General features: G+C 28.3%; 13 protein-coding genes. 7 read left to right on the forward strand and 6 right to left on the reverse strand.

Features of this window, described 5'->3' with window-relative positions; genetic code table 11:
* Window positions 1–226 precede the first annotated feature (226 nt).
* From recC to BTURN675_RS01270, 3 genes are all read left to right on the forward strand, one after another.
* Window positions 227–3,679 (forward strand): exodeoxyribonuclease V subunit gamma, encoded by a 3,453-nt coding sequence (gene recC, locus BTURN675_RS01260; RefSeq protein WP_052722590.1) that lies wholly within the window; start codon window positions 227–229, stop codon window positions 3,677–3,679.
* Window positions 3,680–4,047: 368 nt separating this feature from the next.
* Window positions 4,048–6,384, forward strand: a complete 2,337-nt coding sequence (gene lon / locus BTURN675_RS01265) for an endopeptidase La (protein ID WP_046288762.1) — start codon at window positions 4,048–4,050, stop codon at window positions 6,382–6,384.
* A gap of 131 nt (window positions 6,385–6,515) precedes the next feature.
* On the forward strand, window positions 6,516–6,788 hold the full coding sequence (locus BTURN675_RS01270; protein WP_046289103.1) for an HU family DNA-binding protein: 273 nt from the start codon (window positions 6,516–6,518) through the stop codon (window positions 6,786–6,788).
* A 75-nt stretch (window positions 6,789–6,863) separates the two neighbouring features.
* Here BTURN675_RS01270 and pmbA read toward each other — a convergent pair whose 3' ends face one another.
* The 5 genes from pmbA to BTURN675_RS01295 form a co-directional block, all read right to left on the reverse strand.
* Window positions 6,864–8,204: a metalloprotease PmbA gene (gene pmbA / locus BTURN675_RS01275; RefSeq protein WP_052722637.1), complete on the reverse strand. Its 1,341-nt coding sequence runs from the start codon at window positions 8,202–8,204 to the stop codon at window positions 6,864–6,866.
* 162 nt (window positions 8,205–8,366) lie between these two features.
* Window positions 8,367–9,851: a metalloprotease TldD gene (gene tldD, locus BTURN675_RS01280; protein WP_046288763.1), complete on the reverse strand. Its 1,485-nt coding sequence runs from the start codon at window positions 9,849–9,851 to the stop codon at window positions 8,367–8,369.
* Between the two features lie 288 nt (window positions 9,852–10,139).
* Entirely contained in the window at window positions 10,140–10,640 is a 501-nt protein-coding gene (gene mreD / locus BTURN675_RS01285; protein ID WP_046288764.1) for a rod shape-determining protein MreD, read from the reverse strand.
* A gap of 152 nt (window positions 10,641–10,792) precedes the next feature.
* Entirely contained in the window at window positions 10,793–11,680 is an 888-nt protein-coding gene (gene mreC / locus BTURN675_RS01290; protein WP_071840777.1) for a rod shape-determining protein MreC, read from the reverse strand.
* Between the two features lie 133 nt (window positions 11,681–11,813).
* Window positions 11,814–12,857 (reverse strand): rod shape-determining protein, encoded by a 1,044-nt coding sequence (locus BTURN675_RS01295; protein WP_046288765.1) that lies wholly within the window; start codon window positions 12,855–12,857, stop codon window positions 11,814–11,816.
* A 680-nt stretch (window positions 12,858–13,537) separates the two neighbouring features.
* On the opposite strand from BTURN675_RS01295, the gene aroQ reads away from it, so the two are divergent.
* Genes aroQ through accC form a run of 3 tightly spaced genes read left to right on the forward strand, consistent with a single transcriptional unit; the run spans window position 13,538 to window position 15,879 of the window.
* On the forward strand, window positions 13,538–13,990 hold the full coding sequence (gene aroQ, locus BTURN675_RS01300; RefSeq protein ID WP_046288766.1) for a type II 3-dehydroquinate dehydratase: 453 nt from the start codon (window positions 13,538–13,540) through the stop codon (window positions 13,988–13,990).
* Between the two features lie 26 nt (window positions 13,991–14,016).
* Window positions 14,017–14,490, forward strand: a complete 474-nt coding sequence (accB, locus tag BTURN675_RS01305; protein ID WP_046288767.1) for an acetyl-CoA carboxylase biotin carboxyl carrier protein — start codon at window positions 14,017–14,019, stop codon at window positions 14,488–14,490.
* Window positions 14,491–14,505: 15 nt separating this feature from the next.
* Window positions 14,506–15,879 carry an acetyl-CoA carboxylase biotin carboxylase subunit gene (gene accC / locus BTURN675_RS01310; RefSeq protein ID WP_046288768.1) on the forward strand — a complete coding sequence of 458 codons (1,374 nt, stop codon included), beginning with the start codon at window positions 14,506–14,508 and terminating at the stop codon, window positions 15,877–15,879.
* Between the two features lie 158 nt (window positions 15,880–16,037).
* Here the strand turns inward: accC and gmhB are convergent, their stop codons facing one another.
* Window positions 16,038–16,607, reverse strand: a complete 570-nt coding sequence (gmhB, locus tag BTURN675_RS01315) for a D-glycero-beta-D-manno-heptose 1,7-bisphosphate 7-phosphatase (protein WP_046288769.1) — start codon at window positions 16,605–16,607, stop codon at window positions 16,038–16,040.
* A gap of 357 nt (window positions 16,608–16,964) precedes the next feature.
* Between gmhB and BTURN675_RS01320 the strand changes: the two genes are divergently transcribed.
* The gene (locus tag BTURN675_RS01320; protein WP_046289106.1) at window positions 16,965–18,695 is read left to right on the forward strand and encodes a proline--tRNA ligase; all 1,731 of its coding nucleotides are present in this window, start codon (window positions 16,965–16,967) and stop codon (window positions 18,693–18,695) included.
* Window positions 18,696–18,809 lie beyond the last annotated feature (114 nt).

Raw genomic sequence — 18,809 nt, forward strand, 5'->3', positions numbered from 1 at the left:
TTATATTAATGTGTTGTAAATATTTATTTGATTTATTCATTAAACGGATGTTGCTGGTGTATTATAAGTGTTAATTAGAATTAATTTGGTATTATTAATTAATGTTAATGTTTAGTGTATTTAATATATAACTATGTATTAGTGATGAAAATCAATTTTCGAAATTGTAAATATAAATAGTTTTTTTTATTTTTGTTATTATATTTTTTAACAGAAAAATATTTTTATGATAACGATTTATTATTCTAATAAATTAGAATCTTTAAAAGATGAATTAATTCAATTAATTTCCAGTAATAGATTAAGTGATCCATTATTTTCTGAAGTGATATTAGTAGAAAATCCTACTATGATGGAATGGTTGCATATAGAATTAGCAAAATTTTTTGGTATTTCTGCTAATATTAATTTTTTTTCTTCTTTTAATTTTATATGGAGTATGCTTAATAAGTCATTATGGGATATTTTTCCTGCAAGTATGCTCACACCTTCAATTATGTCTTGGGTATTTATGAAGATATTATCTGAGATTAATTGTAATCAATATTTAATTGCTGATTGGTCTTGTATTCAACATTATTTATATAATGATGTTGATCATCGAAAATGTTTAGAATTATCTGAAAAAATCACATATTTGTTTATTAAATATCTTGTGTATCGACAAGATTGGTTAGTTCAATGGCAAAAAAAATATAATGAATCTGATATATATATTTCATCATGGCAAGTTGAATTATGGTGTTTATTTTTAAAAGAAATTAATAATAATAAATTTTTATTTTGCCATTTACAAGATAATGTATATGAATATATATCCTGTAAGTTGAAAAGAAATTATGTTAATTTGACTAAATTGCCGAAGCGTATATTGGTTTATGGTATTTCGTGGTTTTCTCCAATTTTGTTGGAAATATTACAAGCTTTAGGATGCTATATTAATATATATATATATTGTATTAATCCTTGTCGTTTTTTTCTTCTAAAAAATTTAAATTACAATTTCATAAATAATATTTCACAAGAAAATCCAAAATTTTTTCGGGATAATTTTTTAAACAGCTCTTGGTTAAATATCTTTAGTACTCAGAATATATTTTTGAACAACAAAAAGAAATGTAATTCTATTAATAATTCTTTACTATCTACATGGAGCCAATTTTTTCAAAAAAATCACTATTCATTATTATCTTGTTCAACAAATATTCATGAAAGATCATGTTTTTTTGAAAATACAGGAAATTGTTTATTACACTTTTTACAAAATGATATATTAAATAATTATTCGCAGACCTTGAATATGTCAATTAACACTTCGTTTAGTAGTATAAATGATAAATTCAAAAATATTCCAAAAAACCGTTTATTGCATGCTAATGATTGTTCATTGTCAGTGCATGTATGTCATAACATGCAACGTGAAATAGAAGTATTGCATAATAATTTATTGGGTATGATGTCAGATGATCACTTATTATTACCGCGCGATATAATTGTTATGGCTCCGAAAATTGATTCTTATGTGTCTGTGATTCAATCTGTGTTTGGTCATGCCTCTTTTTATGGAAGGCATTTACCTTTTATAATTCTAGATTCTTCTAGTAATATAGGTTTAATTTCTTCCATTTTTCTCAAGTTACTTAATTTACCTAATATGCGTTGTACTATTGAAGAAATTTTTGGATTTTTAGAAGTTGAAGCTTTATCTAGATGTTTTGATATTGATAAAGATAGTGTTAAAATACTAAATACATGGATACCAGAATCTGGTATTCGATGGAGTTTAGATGATGATATGTTTTCTAAACATATCATGGGTACAGCAGTTAATGTTCAACATACATGGAAATTTGGTTTAAGTAGAATTTTATTAAGTTATGCTATAGATAACGCATCTGGCCCCTGGTGTGGCATTTTATCGAGTGCTTTAGGTGCTGATAATATGGATTTTATTGATCTTATTGCTAAATTAGATAGATTTATTGAAAAAATAAAAATTTGGAGGGATCGATTATCAATAGTGTATATATTAAAAGACTGGTTGTTTGTAGCTGAAGAGATGATTAGTGATTTTTTTGTTAGTGATTTTAATTTGGAAACGGAGTTTGATCTAAAATCTTTAAAGAACGCTTGGAGGAAAATCATAACATCAGGCATACAAGCTAATTATTACAAATCAGTGTCTGTAGATATGTTATATAGAAAATTGTCTGATGTATTGCATAAAAAAACAATTAATCGAAAAGTATTTTCCGAAAAAATCGTGTTTTGTGATTTATCTTCAATGCGTTCTATTCCTTATAAAGTAATTTATTTATTAGGGATGAATGCGGATGTTTATCCAAGATTTGATGCATCGTTAAGTTTTGATTTAACGGTGAAAAACATTTGTGATTTAGATTGTGATATGTGGTGTAATGATTGTTATTTGTTATTAGAAACATTATTAGCCGCAAGGAAGAGTTTTAATATTAGTTTTATTGGATATTCTATGCATAATGATACAAAATATGGACCTTCAGTATTAATTAATGAATTATTTGAATATGTATTTCGTAATTTCTATTGTTTTAATCAAGATACAAAGAACATATCATTATTAACAATGGAATGGATATATGATACTTTTTGGCGGTGGCATAGTCGAACACCTTTTGCATTGGAAAATTTTATTCCGGACACACAGAATCAAAGTTTTTTCAAAGAATGGTTACCAATTATCAATGATAATATTAATTGGTCTAAATCAGTATTTTTGTGTGATCTGTCGTCATTATCTAATGATAATATATCGTTAAGTATTTTATATGATTTTTATAATCATCCAGTTCGTATGTGGTTTCAACATCGATTAAAGATTTATATTCCAAAATTTACAGAAATTCCAATTGATGAACCATTTTTTATAGATATTCATCTTAAATATCAAATATGCCGTAGTTTAATATGGGCTTTTTTAAATAATGAGGATATTGACGATTTATATAGCCGGATTCGTATTTCAAGTATATTACCTTATGGAAATTTTGGGGATGTATTTTGGTTGCAACAATGTCAAAAAATGATGAAATTATCGCAAGTAATAAAGGGATACTATATACCAAATAACAGGCGCGATTTACCAATTTCTTTGAGTTTTAAAAATTTTCGTTTAAATGGAATTTTATCCGCAGTACAAGAAAATGGATTATTACGTTGGCAACCCAGAATTTTATCTATGCGAGATGGTTTATTATTTTGGTTAGAGCATTTAGTATATTGTGCAACAGGAGGTCAGGGAAATAGTTATATGTTTGGAGTGAAAAGTTGTTGGCATTTCCGTGCATTGTCAAGTGCAGAAGCAAAAGAGTATTTATTATTTTTAATATCTGGTTATTTGCAGGGAATGAATATTCCTTTATTATTGTTTAATTATGTTGGTGGTTGTTGGTTACGGCATTGTTTTGATTCCAAAACCCGGGATATTTCTTTGGATTTAAGTCGACAATATGAGGCACGTTGCAAACTTATTGAATCATGGGAAAATAATCAATATATTTATGGAGAAAATAGTGATCCATATATAAAAAAATTAGTAACTCAATTAAATGATGATGATGTTGAATCTATTATTTTAGCGGCAAAAAATTATTTTTTATTACCTATGAAATTTAACATTTCAGATGTATTATATTCATGATATTATTAATTAACATATAATATTAATTGTAACATATTTTGATATATTAATTTTGAATTGATGTATATTTGTTTTAAAATATTTGTAAGTTATTCACAACACAACTTCAGTCGTATAAGCAGTATCTTTTGTGTGTATTGAGTCATAACATAATAGTTGATAATTATTAAATATGTTGAGTGTATTTTTTGTAAAAATATTTATTAAAAGTGTACATTTTGTTATGTGATTTTAAATCTGACAATCATTATTTTTAAAGTTGAATATCGTTAATATGCCCCCATATATCTGTATACCCAACGTTTTCAGAAGTGTTAAGTCGGATTATAATTTTAGAGTTCAATAGATTGTATGAAGGGAGAAGATCCGTGATTTCCGAACAACCAAAGCGCATGGAAATTCCTGTATTGCCGTTACGTGATGTGGTGGTATATCCGCATATGGTGATTCCTTTGTTTGTTGGTAGAGAAAAATCAATTCGGTGTCTTAAATTTGCCATGGATTCTGATAAAAAGGTTATGTTAGTTGCACAAAAAGAAGCATCTACTGATGAGCCAAGTGTTAACGATCTGTTTTTAGTTGGTACTATATCAACTATTTTGCAAATGTTAAAATTGCCTGATGGTACTGTGAAGGTTTTAGTAGAAGGATTAATGCGAGCAAAAATTGTTAATTTAGCGGATAGTGGAGATTATTTTACAGCTGAAACTAGTTGTTTTGATGATATTGAATTAGATAATAAAGAAAAAAAAGTCTTGGTACGTGCTATTCTTAATCAATTTGAAAGTTATATTAAGCTTAATAAAAAGATACCTCCTGAAGTTTTAACATCTTTAAGCAGCATTGATGATGCTGATAGATTAGCTGATACTATTGCTGCACATATGCCATTGAAATTAAATGATAAGCAATCTGTATTAGAAATGTCTAACATCATTGATCGATTAGAATATTTAATGACAATGATGGAATCAGAAATTGATTTATTGCAAATAGAAAAGCGTATTCGTAATCGAGTAAAAAAACAAATGGAAAAAAGTCAAAGAGAATATTATCTTAATGAACAAATGAAAGCAATTCAGAAAGAATTGGGGGATATGGAGAATATACCTGATGAATATGATTCTTTAAAAAGAAAGATTGAAGATGCAAAAATGCCGAAAGATGTTAAAGATAAAGTGGAATTAGAATTAAATAAATTGAAAATGATGTCTCCTATGTCTGCTGAAGCTACTGTTGTGCGAGGGTATATTGATTGGTTATTATCAGTACCGTGGTATGCGCGTAGTAAAATGAAAAAAAATATATTTAAAGCACAAGTATCCTTAGATAAGGATCATTATGGTTTGGAACGAGTTAAGGATCGTATATTAGAGTATTTAGCAGTGCAAAATCGAGTGAATAAAATGAAAGGACCTATTTTGTGTTTAGTAGGTCCTCCTGGAGTAGGAAAAACTTCTTTAGGACAATCTATAGCAAAAGCTACTGGTCGTAAATATGTGCGGATGGCATTAGGAGGAGTTCGTGATGAAGCGGAAATTCGGGGCCATCGCAGGACGTATATTGGATCTATGCCTGGTAAATTAATACAAAAAATGTCTAAAGTAGGAGTAAAGAATCCATTATTTCTTTTAGACGAAATAGATAAGATGTCTTTAGATATGCGAGGTGATCCTGCTTCAGCATTATTAGAGGTTTTAGATCCAGAACAAAATTTTTCTTTTAATGATCATTATTTAGAGGTCGATTATGATTTGTCTGATGTTATGTTTGTTGCGACTTCTAATTCAATGAATATACCACCACCGTTATTAGATCGTATGGAAGTAATTCGTATATCTGGTTATACAGAGGATGAAAAATTTAACATAGGGTGTAAACATTTATTACCAAAACAGTTAGAGCGAAATGCTTTAAAGCCAAGTGAATTGTTAATAGAGGATAGTGCTTTATTAGGTATAATTCGCCATTATACGCGTGAAGCTGGTGTTCGAAATTTAGAACGAGAAATTTCAAAATTGTGTAGAAAGGCTGTAAAAATGTTATTAATGGATAAAAATGTTAATTTAATTACTATTAATGCAAATAATTTGAAAAATTTTCTAGGAGTGCAGCGTTATGATTGTGGTTATGCTGAAAAAGAAAATCGGATTGGACAAGTTACTGGATTAGCATGGACGGAAGTAGGTGGTGATCTTTTAACAATTGAAACAGCTTGTATGCCTGGTAAGGGGAAATTAACTTATACTGGCTCTTTAGGTGAAGTAATGCAAGAATCTATTCAAGCAGCGTTAACGGTTGTTCGTTCTCGAGCAAATAAATTAGGAATTCATTCCGATTTTTATGAGAAACGTGATATACATGTACATGTACCTGAAGGTGCTACCCCTAAAGATGGGCCTAGTGCAGGTATTGCTATGTGTACTGCGTTGGTATCTTGTTTAACAGGTAATTTTGTAAAGTCTGATGTAGCGATGACAGGGGAAATTACTTTGCGAGGACAAATTTTACCTATAGGAGGTTTAAAGGAGAAATTGTTAGCAGCTCATCGAGGTGGTATTAAGGTAGTTGTAATTCCTTATGAAAATAAACGTGATTTAGAAGATGTTCCGGAGGTTGTTACTAATAATTTAAATATTTATCCTGTTAAACAAATTGATGAAGTTTTAGCGCTTGCTTTACAAGATGCTCCATTTAATACATGAAGTGAATTTTATATATGAATATAGAATGTTTTAGAAAATAATATAGATAGTGTAATTATTAAGAAAATGTAACAAAATAATATCTTTTGATATGTTTTTGTTTATATGAATATTTTAAAATTGGAGATGTAATGAATAAATCACAATTAATCAATAAAATTTCTGTTGATTCTTGTATATCAAAAGTTGCAGCTAGTCGAGCTTTAAATGCTATGACTGCATCAGTTATAGAATCACTTAAAAATGGAGATCATGTATCTTTGATCGGGTTTGGTACATTTATTGTAAGGATTCGAACTCCTCGTGTTGTAAAAAACCCTCAAACTGGTGAAAAAATTTTTGTTAAAGAAACTAAGATACCAGCTTTTCGTGCGGGTAGAAAATTAAAAAATGCTGTAAATTAATAAGAGTGTGGACAAATTTTTAGTTTTAGTGATGCCACTACTCTGTGGTTTTAATTTATTAATTTATGAAGTTGATTATTTTCCTGCTATCATCATGGATGATATTAATATGGATCCACATTTTATGTTAGATCTAGTTTCTATATCGTTGCTTATAGAAATTATATTTAGGAACATGTCTTTTAAATTTCCAGAAATTGTAATTTCATGTACGGGGTGTTTAATTTTTCCGTTTTGAACCCAAAAGCCGGTGGCGCCTCGGGAATAATCTCCGGTGATTATATTTATTCCTTGCCCCATTAAATCAGTAATAATTATTCCACGATCCATTTTTTTTATTAATTGTATTAAATTTATATTATTGCAATTAACATACCAATTATAAATATTATTAGCATGACCTGTGCTATGTAATTTTAATTTTCTAGCGGAGTAACTATCTAATAGCCATGTGCATAGCATTCCGTTTTTGATAATTGTTCGATCAGTAGTTTTGACGCCTTCATTGTCGAAAGGTGCTGAACCAATTTCTGCAGGTACATGAGGACGTTCTTTTATGCATAACCAATTGGGAAATATTATTTTTCCTAAGTCATTTAATAAAAATGTTGATTTTTTATAAACATTTTTTCCATGAATAGCATGTATTAAATGATTAAAAAGACTGGCAGCTATTTCTGCAGAGAATAATATTGGTGATTCTATGGTAACTATTTTTTTTGGATTTAATTTTTTTAAAGTACGGCGAGCGCATCTTTCCCCTATTTTTTCAGATGAGCATAATTTTTTCATCGATCTGTTGGTTGTATAGTCATAATTTCTTTCCATAGTATCATTATTATTTTTGGCTATTACACCGCATGAAAGTGAATATTGAGTGCTATGATAGCCTTGGAAAAAACCATGGGTATTAGCAAGTATTTTTGTAATTGTCAGGCTATTAAATATGGCTCCTTCGGTTTGTATAATTTGTTTGTCATATTTTAGGGCTATGTTTTCTGCGTGAGCAGTAAAATCGATGACATCTTTTATATTATATTCAAAAGGGTGAAATAAATCGAGATCCAAATTATGATAAGCTAATAATGATTTATTAGCTAAACCAGAACATGGGTCTGGTGAACTATAACGAGCGATATTTAGAGCTTTTGATATTATGTCTGGTATTTTTTTCTCATTAAAATCATTTGAAGTAACATGTCCTTTGTTTTGCTTAAGGTATAGGGTAACTGTGAGTATATTATCATTATGAAATTCTATGTTTTCAAGATTACCATAACGTGTGCTGATATTAATTCCTGTGGTTCGTATGATCGATATTTGAGCTTCAGCAGGAGATGATATTGAATTTAATGTTTTATATGCTATGTTTTTGAGGTAATCATATTTTTCGATTGCGTCATTGATAATAATCATGGTCTTTTTAAGTTTAATTAGAAAATTATGTTGGAAAGTTTTTATATTTTTAAAAAGTTTTAAATATTTTGGTATTGATTTGGTATATAAAAATTTTTTCATTATCAAAATTGAAAGAGATATTATTATATAATGAATTGAAAATTTATAAGTGTGTATTTTTTATGCGGTACCTCCAATAGTTATTTGATTAATTTTAATTGTTGGTTGTCCTACACCTACTGGTAGGCTTTGTCCATTTTTCATGCATGTTCCAATTCCTGTGTCTAATTTCAGATTGTTGGCAACCATAGAAATTTGGTTCATTACTTCTATACCTGAACCAATCAAGGTTACTCCTTTTACTGGTTTCGTTATGTATCCTTTTTCTATTAAAAAGGCTTCAGAGGTAGAAAATACAAATTTTCCTGATGTAATATCTACTTGTCCTCCAGAGAAATTTGATGCATAAATTCCGTAATTTACACTGCTAATAATCTCTTCTTCAGTAGATTCTCCTGCTAACATATATGTATTAGTCATTCGTGGCATAGGTAAATTTGAATATGATTCTCTTCGTCCATTTCCAGTGGGTGCCATGTTCATTAGTTTAGCATTTAATTTATCTTGCATGTATTTTTTTAAAATACCCTTTTCAATCAATATATTGAATTGGCCAGGAGTACCTTCATCATCGATGTTTAATGATCCTCGTGCATTTTTCACTGTTCCATCATCCACGACAGTACATAATTCAGACGCTACTTGTTTACCTATATTTTTAGTAAATGCAGATGTGCAATATCGGTTAAAATCTCCTTCTAATCCGTGTCCAACTGCTTCATGTAACAATATTCCAGCCCAACCGCATTTTAATACAACAGGCATACTTCCAGCTGGTGCTTCTATTGCCGATATATTGTTTATAGCCATTTTTACTGCTTCTTGTATCCAATTAATAAGAATTGTTTCTCCTGTATGCGAAGGATTTAAGAAAAATTCATATCCATGTCGCCCTCCCCCACCACTTCTTCCTTGTTCTCGTTTCCCATTATGTGATATTTGGACGTTAATAGATAATTGTACTAATGGACGTATATCTGAAGATAATGTACCATCTGTTGCCATGATAAGTATTTCTTCATAAGTACCAGATAAAACAGCAATAATTTCTTCGATACGTGTATCGATTTTACGCGCAAGTTTATTAATTTGCATTAATAGTTCAATTTTTTGTTGTTCTGAGAAGCTGGTCAATGGGTTTTGGTTTGAATATGTAGAAACATGTTGAATAACATTTTTTTTAATGTTAGCAATTTTATTGTTATTAACATAATAAATTATGTTGTTTTCGTTTTGATCATTTATTAGGATATTACGCGCTGTTTTAATGCTTTGTATTAATGAATCAATATTTAATTGATTAGTGTAAGAAAATCCAGTTTTTTCCCCTTTAATAATTCGTATTCCTACCCCATTATCTATACTATATCTTCCAGTTTTTATAATTCCATTTTCCAATACCCATGTTTCATGATAATTAGATTGGAAGTAAAAATCAGCATAATCTGTATTTTTTGTGTGGATTGTATCTAAAAGGTTTAATACGTCATTTGTTTGCAAGTTATTTTCAGAAAGTATGTTATCAATAACATTATTGGAATTCATGTTTGTTCTCACATAAGTATTTAAGTATTAAATATTGATAGTATAAGTTAATAAATTTATATTTTTTGTAAAATCAATAATGTTATATATAGTATATATAATTATATTGTTTAAAATTTAATTTTTTATTTTTTAGATTATTGATATTTATAACATATAATATGCGGATTTTTTTTCACAATTAATGTATTTTAAAATATAGTAGTGTTACTTATTATTTGTGACAATAATACATTCCATACTAGAAATTATATTGTAATATTTAATATGTTTTTTAAATAATTAAAATTATTTTTTGATTTTATTATAAGTATGTTTTGTTTTCATGATAAAAAATATTCCAATCCATATAATGCCATCAACAATGTTAACCAAAAATATTTCTGGATTGAATTTTATTTTATTGATTAATAACATATTTGCCAGATATGGAATTACATTCATGTTAAAAGAAATTAGCATTATAGTCAAGCATTGTTTCCATAATGGCATATTTTTAAATAGTGAAAATTGAGTAATTAACAAATAGGTACTAATACTCATGCTGATAGCATGTATACCAAGAATTGGTCCTAAAAATATGTCTGTAATTAATCCAATTATAAATCCAGTACCTATATTAACGTGGTTAGGTGATTTTGTTATCCAATAAATTAATAACAAACTTAACCATGATGGTTTTGGTAAGTTAAGTGATTCTAATGGACATGGAATGATTTGTAATATTGTTGCAATGATAAATGATTTCCATATTGTAGAAGTTTTGTTATATCGTCGATATAAATGCATTATTTTTATTTTACTGACAATATTGTAATAGAAATAGTTTTTATTATTTTTTAAGGTGATTAATTCAGTATTTTTTTATAATATTCTTTATTTTGAATGTGTGATAATAAAATTGCGCATATCTTTTTAAATATAAAAATTTATGTAATTTTTTATTTATTAATAAATATTTTATGAGTCTTATTTAGTGGTACATTCGATTTAGTGCTATCTGTGATATTCCAACAAAGTAATAATAAGTAAGACAAATTATCTAGTTGTACAATTGGATATGCTTGTGCAACAGTATATCCAGTTTTTTTATCCACAACTATTGAAGAAACTGTTGCTACAGGATAGCCTGCTGGAAATCGTCCACCTATACCAGAAGTTATTAATATATCTCCAATTTGAATATCGCTATTATTTGGAAAGTGTTTTATATCCATTGTTTTTTTATATCCATTACCATTTAATATCATTCGAGTATTGTTTCGTAATATTTGTACTGGTACTGCATGTGAAGTATCGCAAATCAGTAATACTCGGCTAGTAATATCATTTGTTGCAATAACTTGCCCAATTATACCTTTGTGATTGATAACTGGTTGTCCAACATATACGCCATGTCTTATTCCTTTGTCGATGATTATTTGTGAGGTGTATTGATTAATTTTTGTAGAAATGACTTGAGTTAGTATTTTCTTTTCATTATATAATAGCGGAGAAGATAATAATTCTCTTAGTTTAATGTTTTCTTGTTTGTAATGTTCCATTAATAATAGTTCGCTATTTTTATATGATAATTCTTGTTGTAATATATTGTTTTTCGATAATAGTTCTTGGTTGTTTTTTAAAGATTGTGAAATGGTTTGTAACCATTGATTGGGTATATTACTTAAGAAATGTAAAAAAAATGATGGATAATCTATATAATTTTGTATTTTAACAAGAATGTTATATCGAATATCAGAAATAATTATCATTAGTGAGATTGTTATGTAAAAAAACAACCGAAAACGTAAGAAAGTATGTTTTTTTTTGTTGAAGATACTGTGCATATTAAAATAATGTTTTTAATGCTAGAAAAAATATTATAAATCAATAATTTTGAAATATAATTTTAAATTAATTTATGGATAATGATTTTTTGTGTGTAGCGATTATTGTGTTAGGAATCATTATTAATTATTATCACTCTTCACTAAATAGATCATCACCATGAATATCAATCATTTCAAGTGCTTTTCCGCCTCCTCTTGCAACACATGTAAGAGGGTCTTCTGCTATAATTACTGGAATTCCTGTTTCTTGCATCAATAAACGATCAATATTGCGTAATAATGCGCCACCTCCAGTAAGAACCATTCCGTATTCAGAAATATCGGAAGCTAATTCTGGTGGGCATTGTTCTAGTGCTAGCATTACAGCGCTAATAATGCCGCTTAATGGTTCTTGAAGAGCTTCTAAAATTTCATTAGAATTTAATGTGAAACTTCTGGGTACTCCTTCTGCTAAATTTCTCCCCCGTACTTCCATTTTTTGAGTATCTTTGTTTAAATAAGCAGAACCTATTTCATGTTTGATTCGTTCTGATGTAGCTTCACCAATAAGTGATCCATAATTTCGTCGTACATAATTAATGATAGATTCATCAAAACGGTCCCCTCCAACACGTACAGAAGATGAATACACAACTCCGTTGAGTGAAATTACTGCTACTTCTGTAGTTCCTCCTCCAATATCTATAACCATAGATCCATTTGCATCAGATACTGGTAGTCCGGCACCTATTGCGGCAGCCATTGGTTCTTCCATTAAGAACACTTTTCGTGCCCCAGCGCTTTGCGCTGATTCTCTGATGGCTCGTCGTTCTACTTGTGTAGCGCCGACTGGCACACATACTAATACTCTTGGGCTTGGTCGCATAAAATTATTGCTATGCACTTGTTTAATAAAATGTTGTAACATTTTTTCTGTTATAAAAAAATCGGCTATAACTCCATCTTTCATGGGACGAATTGCAGCTATATTACCAGGAGTTCGACCCAACATTCGTTTTGCTGCATGCCCTACAGCAGCAACACTTTTTGTTGCACCAAAACGATCTTGTCGAATAGCAACTACTGAGGGTTCATTCAGTACAATTCCTTCTCCTTTAACGTAAATAAGTGTATTAGCAGTACCAAGATCAATAGATAGATCGTTAGAAAAAATGCCTCTAATTTTTTTAAACATTGTTATCGATTAATTTTAGATTGTATATTATAAAATATATCATATTCGTTCACATCTTTAAACAAATTGTATGATAAATTCATAATTTGAGCTTTTGATAATATAAATGTTTAACATGTTTAGCTAAAAGATAAATATTGTAATTAAATAGTTTGATAGTTAATTGATTGCTTGTTTTCCTAATTAATTACACATTTTCTTTTATTGGCATCTACAAACAATATTAATATATTAAATAGTTGTTTATATTGTTTGTTATTTAATGCAAATATCGTGAATATTTGGATTATATTTTTTAAATTTAATAGACAATTTTGTTATAGGAATATAATGGAATAGATCATAATTCTATGATAAATTACTAGAATAATGTGCATTGAGTGTTTTTTATTTACTCATTACATAATAAATGTTGTGTCAAGAATTTATGTATTTTGTTAATATTGTTATATAAAATTTTGAATATTGAGAAAATATTGTACGAAATTAATATTTTTTAATCTGTTTTAAATATTTTGTAGAATAGTTGTATTATATTAATGTTTTATAATGTAATTTCGTAATTAATTATGATGGTTATATATCATGTATAATTTAAAATATCTTAACAAAGGTATTATTTTTAATAACAATGATTTTTTAAAGATAAGATTAAATTAATTTAAGGAAAGTGTATTGTTATGAATGATAAATTTCATATTCTGTTTCTTAATGGTCCGAATTTAAATTTATTAAGTATCAGAGAACCGAAAATATATGGATATAAAAATTTATCTGAGGTTGTACAAGATTTATTTAAATTAGGAAATGATTTAGGTGTTTTTGTTGATCATTTTCAGTCTAACGCTGAATATGAATTAATTAGTCGTTTACATAGTGTTTATAATATTGTAGATTTTGTTGTGATTAATCCTGGTGGTTTAACTCATACAAGCATTATTTTACGTGATGCGTTTTTATCGGTGAATATTCCATTTATTGAAGTACATTTATCTAATATATATGCGCGAGAATCTTATCGTCATCATTCATATTTATCTGATATTGCTCTTGGTGTAATTTGTGGTTTTGGGATTCATGGTTATTATTGTGCTTTACATATGGCTATAAAACATCTATCACAGTCTAACTGAATTATTAATGAGATCGGATATTAATTATGGACATTCACAAAATTAAAAAATTAATTCAAATCATAGAAGCTTCTAGTATTTCTGAAATAGAAATTTCTGAAGGTAACGAAATATTACGAATGAAACGTTTTATATCCAAAGTATCTAATTCACCATCTGATGCATTAACAAAAAAAGTGGATGATATTGTTCTATCTCAAGAGACAATGTTAATGAATGAGAATTTAGATATAAAAAATACTCAAGATGCAATAATATTAAATGATAAATATGTGGTCCGTTCTCCTATGGTTGGTGTGTTTTATTCCACTTCTTCTCCTGGGTTACAGCCTTTTGTATCTATTGGTCAAAAAGTAAATATTGGTGATGTTTTGTGCATTATTGAAGCTATGAAAATCATGAATCATATTGAATCTGATAAAAATGGTATAGTAAAGTCCATTTTAATTAAAAATGGACAACCAGTAGAGTTTAATGAACCACTTTTTATTATTGAATAAATAGTTAGGAGACATATGTTAGATAAAATTGTTATTGCAAATCGTGGAGAAATTGCATTACGAATTTTACGTGCTTGTAAAGAATTAGGTATTAAGACAGTTGCTGTTCATTCTACGATTGATCATGATTTGCAACATGTCTTATTAGCTGATGAAAGTATATGTATTGGACCTCCCCATTCTTCAAAAAGTTATCTTAATATTCCAGCAATTATTGCAGCTGCAGAAATTACTGGAGCTTCTGGTATTCATCCTGGTTATGGATTTTTATCTGAAAATCCTGATTTTGCAGAACAAGTAGAACAATCTGGATTTGTGTTTATAGGACCTCGGTCAGATACCATTCGTTTAATGGGGAATAAAATTTCTGCTATTCTAGCTATGAAAAAATTAGGGATGCCATGTATTCCTGGCATTTATGAAAATATCGATCATACTCTTACAGAAAAAGAATTAAAAAAAATTATAGATGATGAAAAAATTAGTTACCCACTAGTTATTAAGGCTTCTCATGGAGGAGGTGGGCTTGGTATGCGTGTTATTTATGACAAAAATGAAAGTTTAGAAAAAGCTATTTATATGACACAATTAGAAGCCGAGGTTTCATTCAATAACAATCAGATTTATCTTGAACAATATTTAAACAATCCAAGACATATAGAAATTCAGATATTATCCGATGGGAAAGGTAATGTGATTTATTTACCAGAAAGAGATTGTTCGATTCAAAATCGATATCGTAAAGTAATAGAAGAATCACCTGCGTACGGTATTTCGGATGTAATTCGCGATGATATTGGTAAGTACTGTATTAATGCTTGTGTTGGTATTGATTACGTTGGGGTGGGGACGTTTGAATTTTTATGTATAAATAATAGATTTTTTTTTATTGAAATGAATACCCGTATTCAAGTAGAACATCCAATAACTGAAATGGTTACAGGTATAGACATCATTAAAGAACAGTTAAATATTGCATCTGGGAATTTGTTAAATATTAAACAGGATGAAATTAAAGTTTTAGGTCATGCTATTGAATGTCGTATTAATGCTGAAGATCCTATTAATAATTTTTTACCTAGCTCTGGTCGAATTACAAGATTTCATCCCCCTGGTGGGTTTGGTGTTCGTTGGGAATCACATATTTATTCTGGATATTTTGTGTCTTCTTATTATGATAGAATGGTGGGTAAATTAATATGTTTTGGTGAAACAAGAGAAATTGCGATTTCTCGTATGAGAAATGCATTGTCTGAATTAATTATTGATGGGATAAAAACAAATATTGATTTTCAATTGAAAATTATAGAAGACTCAAAATTTGTAGAATATGATCAAGTTCATGTTAGTTATTTGGAAAATATACTACAAGTTGATAAATTTTCTTAATTATTAACAATTAAGAATTATCGATGGTTTGTATTGTACTATTATAAAATATTATAATTCGTGTATTCTTGTTAAGTTATGAGTTTGATTTATAGATTTAAATGGTTATGAATTTATTTATTTAGAAAGTAATGGTGGTATATAATAACAGACAGGTATTAAAAATTTTTATGTAATTTGATTATTTCTGGTAAATATGCCAAACTATCTATGATATAATCTGCAGAGTTTATGCCATGTTTTGTTATCATTTTACCGCTACGGACTAAAATTTTTGTTCCTATTCCTGCTGCTTGTCCTGCCAGCATATCCTCTGTAGTGTCCCCGATTATATAAGATTTATTCATATTAAGATTCAAATTCTTTTCTGCATTTAATAACATACCTGGTTTTGGTTTTCGACAATTGCAATTTTGTTTAAATTGTTTTATGGCCCCTTGGGGGTGATGTGGACAAAAATATATTCCATCTATGTTTATTTGGTATGTTTTTAATATTTTGATCATCCATTTTGTTAGTTGAATAAATTGTTCTTTACTGAAGAATCCTCGTGCTATACCAGATTGATTTGTAACTATAATTAAGCAAAATTTCATTTTTTTTAATTGTATCATAGCATCTATAACTCCATTAATGAAAATGAAATTTGTTATGTTATATGAATATCCTTGGTCTATATTAATAGTACCATCACGGTCAAGAAATATACCAAATATGGAAGAGGACATAATGATTTCAAGTGGCTTATTTACAGTAATGTATTTAATTAATATATGTATCCATATTGTTAATATTGTTCACGGTTTTTATTATAATTAAAATATCGTAATTTTATATATTATTGTCTAATGTTATTGTTTCATGAATGTATGTACGTATTAAAAAGTATTTTAAATGCATAGCTATTATAATGAAATATAATTATTAATATAGTTTATTTTTTCAGGATAAAAAATTTTTTAAGTAATTTTTGTTAAAGTTAATAAGAAGATATTTATATTATAAAAATATATTAAATGATTTTTTATGTATTAAATCATGTTATATTATTAACAAAAAAGATCAATATTAAAGCTAATGTTATTATGCGCATGAGTCAGTATTTTCCAAAAACGTTTAAAAAAACATTTAAGCATGATGATAGCAATAATGTCAGTTATCAATTAATGTTACGTGCTGGTTTAATTCGTAAAGTTTCGGCTGGATTGTATGCTTGGTTGCCAACTGGTTTACGTGTTTTGCGTAAAGTAGAGAATATTATTCGTCAAGAAATGAATAAGATTGGGGGAATGGAAATTATTTTACCGATAGTACAACCAGCTGAATTATGGAAAATCAGTGGTCGTTTAATTCAATATGGTCCTGAATTGTTGCGATTTAAAAATAGAAAACATCAAGAGTTTATACTAAGTCCCACACATGAGGAATTAATAGCAAAAATTATTAATAAAGAAATTTTTTCTTATAAACAATTACCTATAATTTTATACCAAATTCAAAATAAATTTCGTGATGAACTTCGTCCAAAATCCGGTATGTTACGTTGTCGTGAATTTTTAATGAAGGATGGATATTCTTTCCATTTAGATACTGAATCATTACAAAGCACCTATGATACGATATATCGTGCTTATAGTATTATTTTCAATAAATTTGGGTTAAATTTTCGAGTTATTCGAGCTGAATCGGGCAACATTGGAGGTAGCATTTCTCATGAGTTTCATGCATTAGCTGACCAAGGTGAAAATGTTGTTGTTTATTCTACTATGTCTGATTATGCTTCAAGTATTGATATAGCTGAATCACTTTCTTCTGTCTGCCATACAAGAGATACTTGTATAAAAGAAGATATACGTTTAGTAAAAATATTTGATGTAGAAACAATTATGGACATTGTGTATAAATATAATGTATCTCGACAAAAAATTGTAAAAACATTTCTTGTTCGTGCTAATGAAAATATTGCATCTTCATTTGTAGCATTATTAATACGTTCTGATCATGAGCTTAGCTATACAAAAGTTGAAAAATTATCTCAAGTTAGTTTGCCTTTATCATTTGCTAATGAAAATGAAATTCGTTCTTTACTTGGTGTGAGTTCGTTGGTATTAGGTCCAATGAATTTACCATTTCCTATAATTGCAGATCGTGATGTAGCGATTTTGGATAATTTTGTTGCAGGTGCTAATATTGATAATGGATATTTTTTTGGAATTAATTGGGGTCGTGATTTATCTCTACCAATAATTGCAGATTTACGAAAAGTTGTATCTGGTGATTATAGTCCAGATGGAAAAGGTATGTTAAAAATTAGTCATAGCATTGAAATTGGACATATTTTTCAATTAGGCAGTAAGTATATTAGTTTATTTTTATCAAAAGCACAAGGAAAAAACAAGAAAAATGTAGATCTTAAAATGGGTTGTTATGGCATTGGTGTAAGTCGTATAATTCCTGCTATTATTGAACAAAACAATGATGAACATGGTATTATCTGGCCAGTAAGTGTTGCTCCATTTTTTTTGGCTATTATACCAATTAATATGCATCAATCTTGTAGTGTTGCTCAGGTAGCTGAGACACTTTATCATGAGTGTTCCATTTTAGAAATTGATATTTTATTGGATGATCGTAATGAAACTGCAGGTGTGATGTTTTCAGATATTGATTTAATTGGTATTCCTCATAGTATTATCATTTCTGATTCAACTTTACATTTTGGAGAAGTAGAATATAAGTATAGAAATAATCATATGAAAAGAAAGGTTAAACTTGACAATATTATGGATTTTTTAAATACATTGCTATTGTCATAGATATCAATATATTATTATATATATATGTATATATGCGTTGCTACAAATAGCGAAATTTTGTCAATTAAATATATATATCTATTTGTTTATTTATAGTATTTATATATTTTTTTA

The organism is Blochmannia endosymbiont of Polyrhachis (Hedomyrma) turneri (genome assembly GCF_000973505.1).
In the GTDB taxonomy this organism is placed as follows: Bacteria; Pseudomonadota; Gammaproteobacteria; order Enterobacterales; family Enterobacteriaceae; genus Blochmanniella.

Coding starts and splice junctions, on each gene's coding strand:
- recC (WP_052722590.1), top strand. CDS start 227: ATGATAACGATTTATTATTCTAATAAATTAGAATCTTTAAAAGATGAA.
- BTURN675_RS01270 (WP_046289103.1), top strand. CDS start 6,516: ATGAATAAATCACAATTAATCAATAAAATTTCTGTTGATTCTTGTATA.
- pmbA (WP_052722637.1), bottom strand. CDS start 8,204: ATGATTATTATCAATGACGCAATCGAAAAATATGATTACCTCAAAAAC.
- tldD (WP_046288763.1), bottom strand. CDS start 9,851: ATGAATTCCAATAATGTTATTGATAACATACTTTCTGAAAATAACTTG.
- mreD (WP_046288764.1), bottom strand. CDS start 10,640: ATGCATTTATATCGACGATATAACAAAACTTCTACAATATGGAAATCA.
- mreC (WP_071840777.1), bottom strand. CDS start 11,680: ATGCACAGTATCTTCAACAAAAAAAAACATACTTTCTTACGTTTTCGG.
- BTURN675_RS01295 (WP_046288765.1), bottom strand. CDS start 12,857: ATGTTTAAAAAAATTAGAGGCATTTTTTCTAACGATCTATCTATTGAT.
- aroQ (WP_046288766.1), top strand. CDS start 13,538: ATGAATGATAAATTTCATATTCTGTTTCTTAATGGTCCGAATTTAAAT.
- accB (WP_046288767.1), top strand. CDS start 14,017: ATGGACATTCACAAAATTAAAAAATTAATTCAAATCATAGAAGCTTCT.
- accC (WP_046288768.1), top strand. CDS start 14,506: ATGTTAGATAAAATTGTTATTGCAAATCGTGGAGAAATTGCATTACGA.
- gmhB (WP_046288769.1), bottom strand. CDS start 16,607: ATGTCCTCTTCCATATTTGGTATATTTCTTGACCGTGATGGTACTATT.
- BTURN675_RS01320 (WP_046289106.1), top strand. CDS start 16,965: ATGCGCATGAGTCAGTATTTTCCAAAAACGTTTAAAAAAACATTTAAG.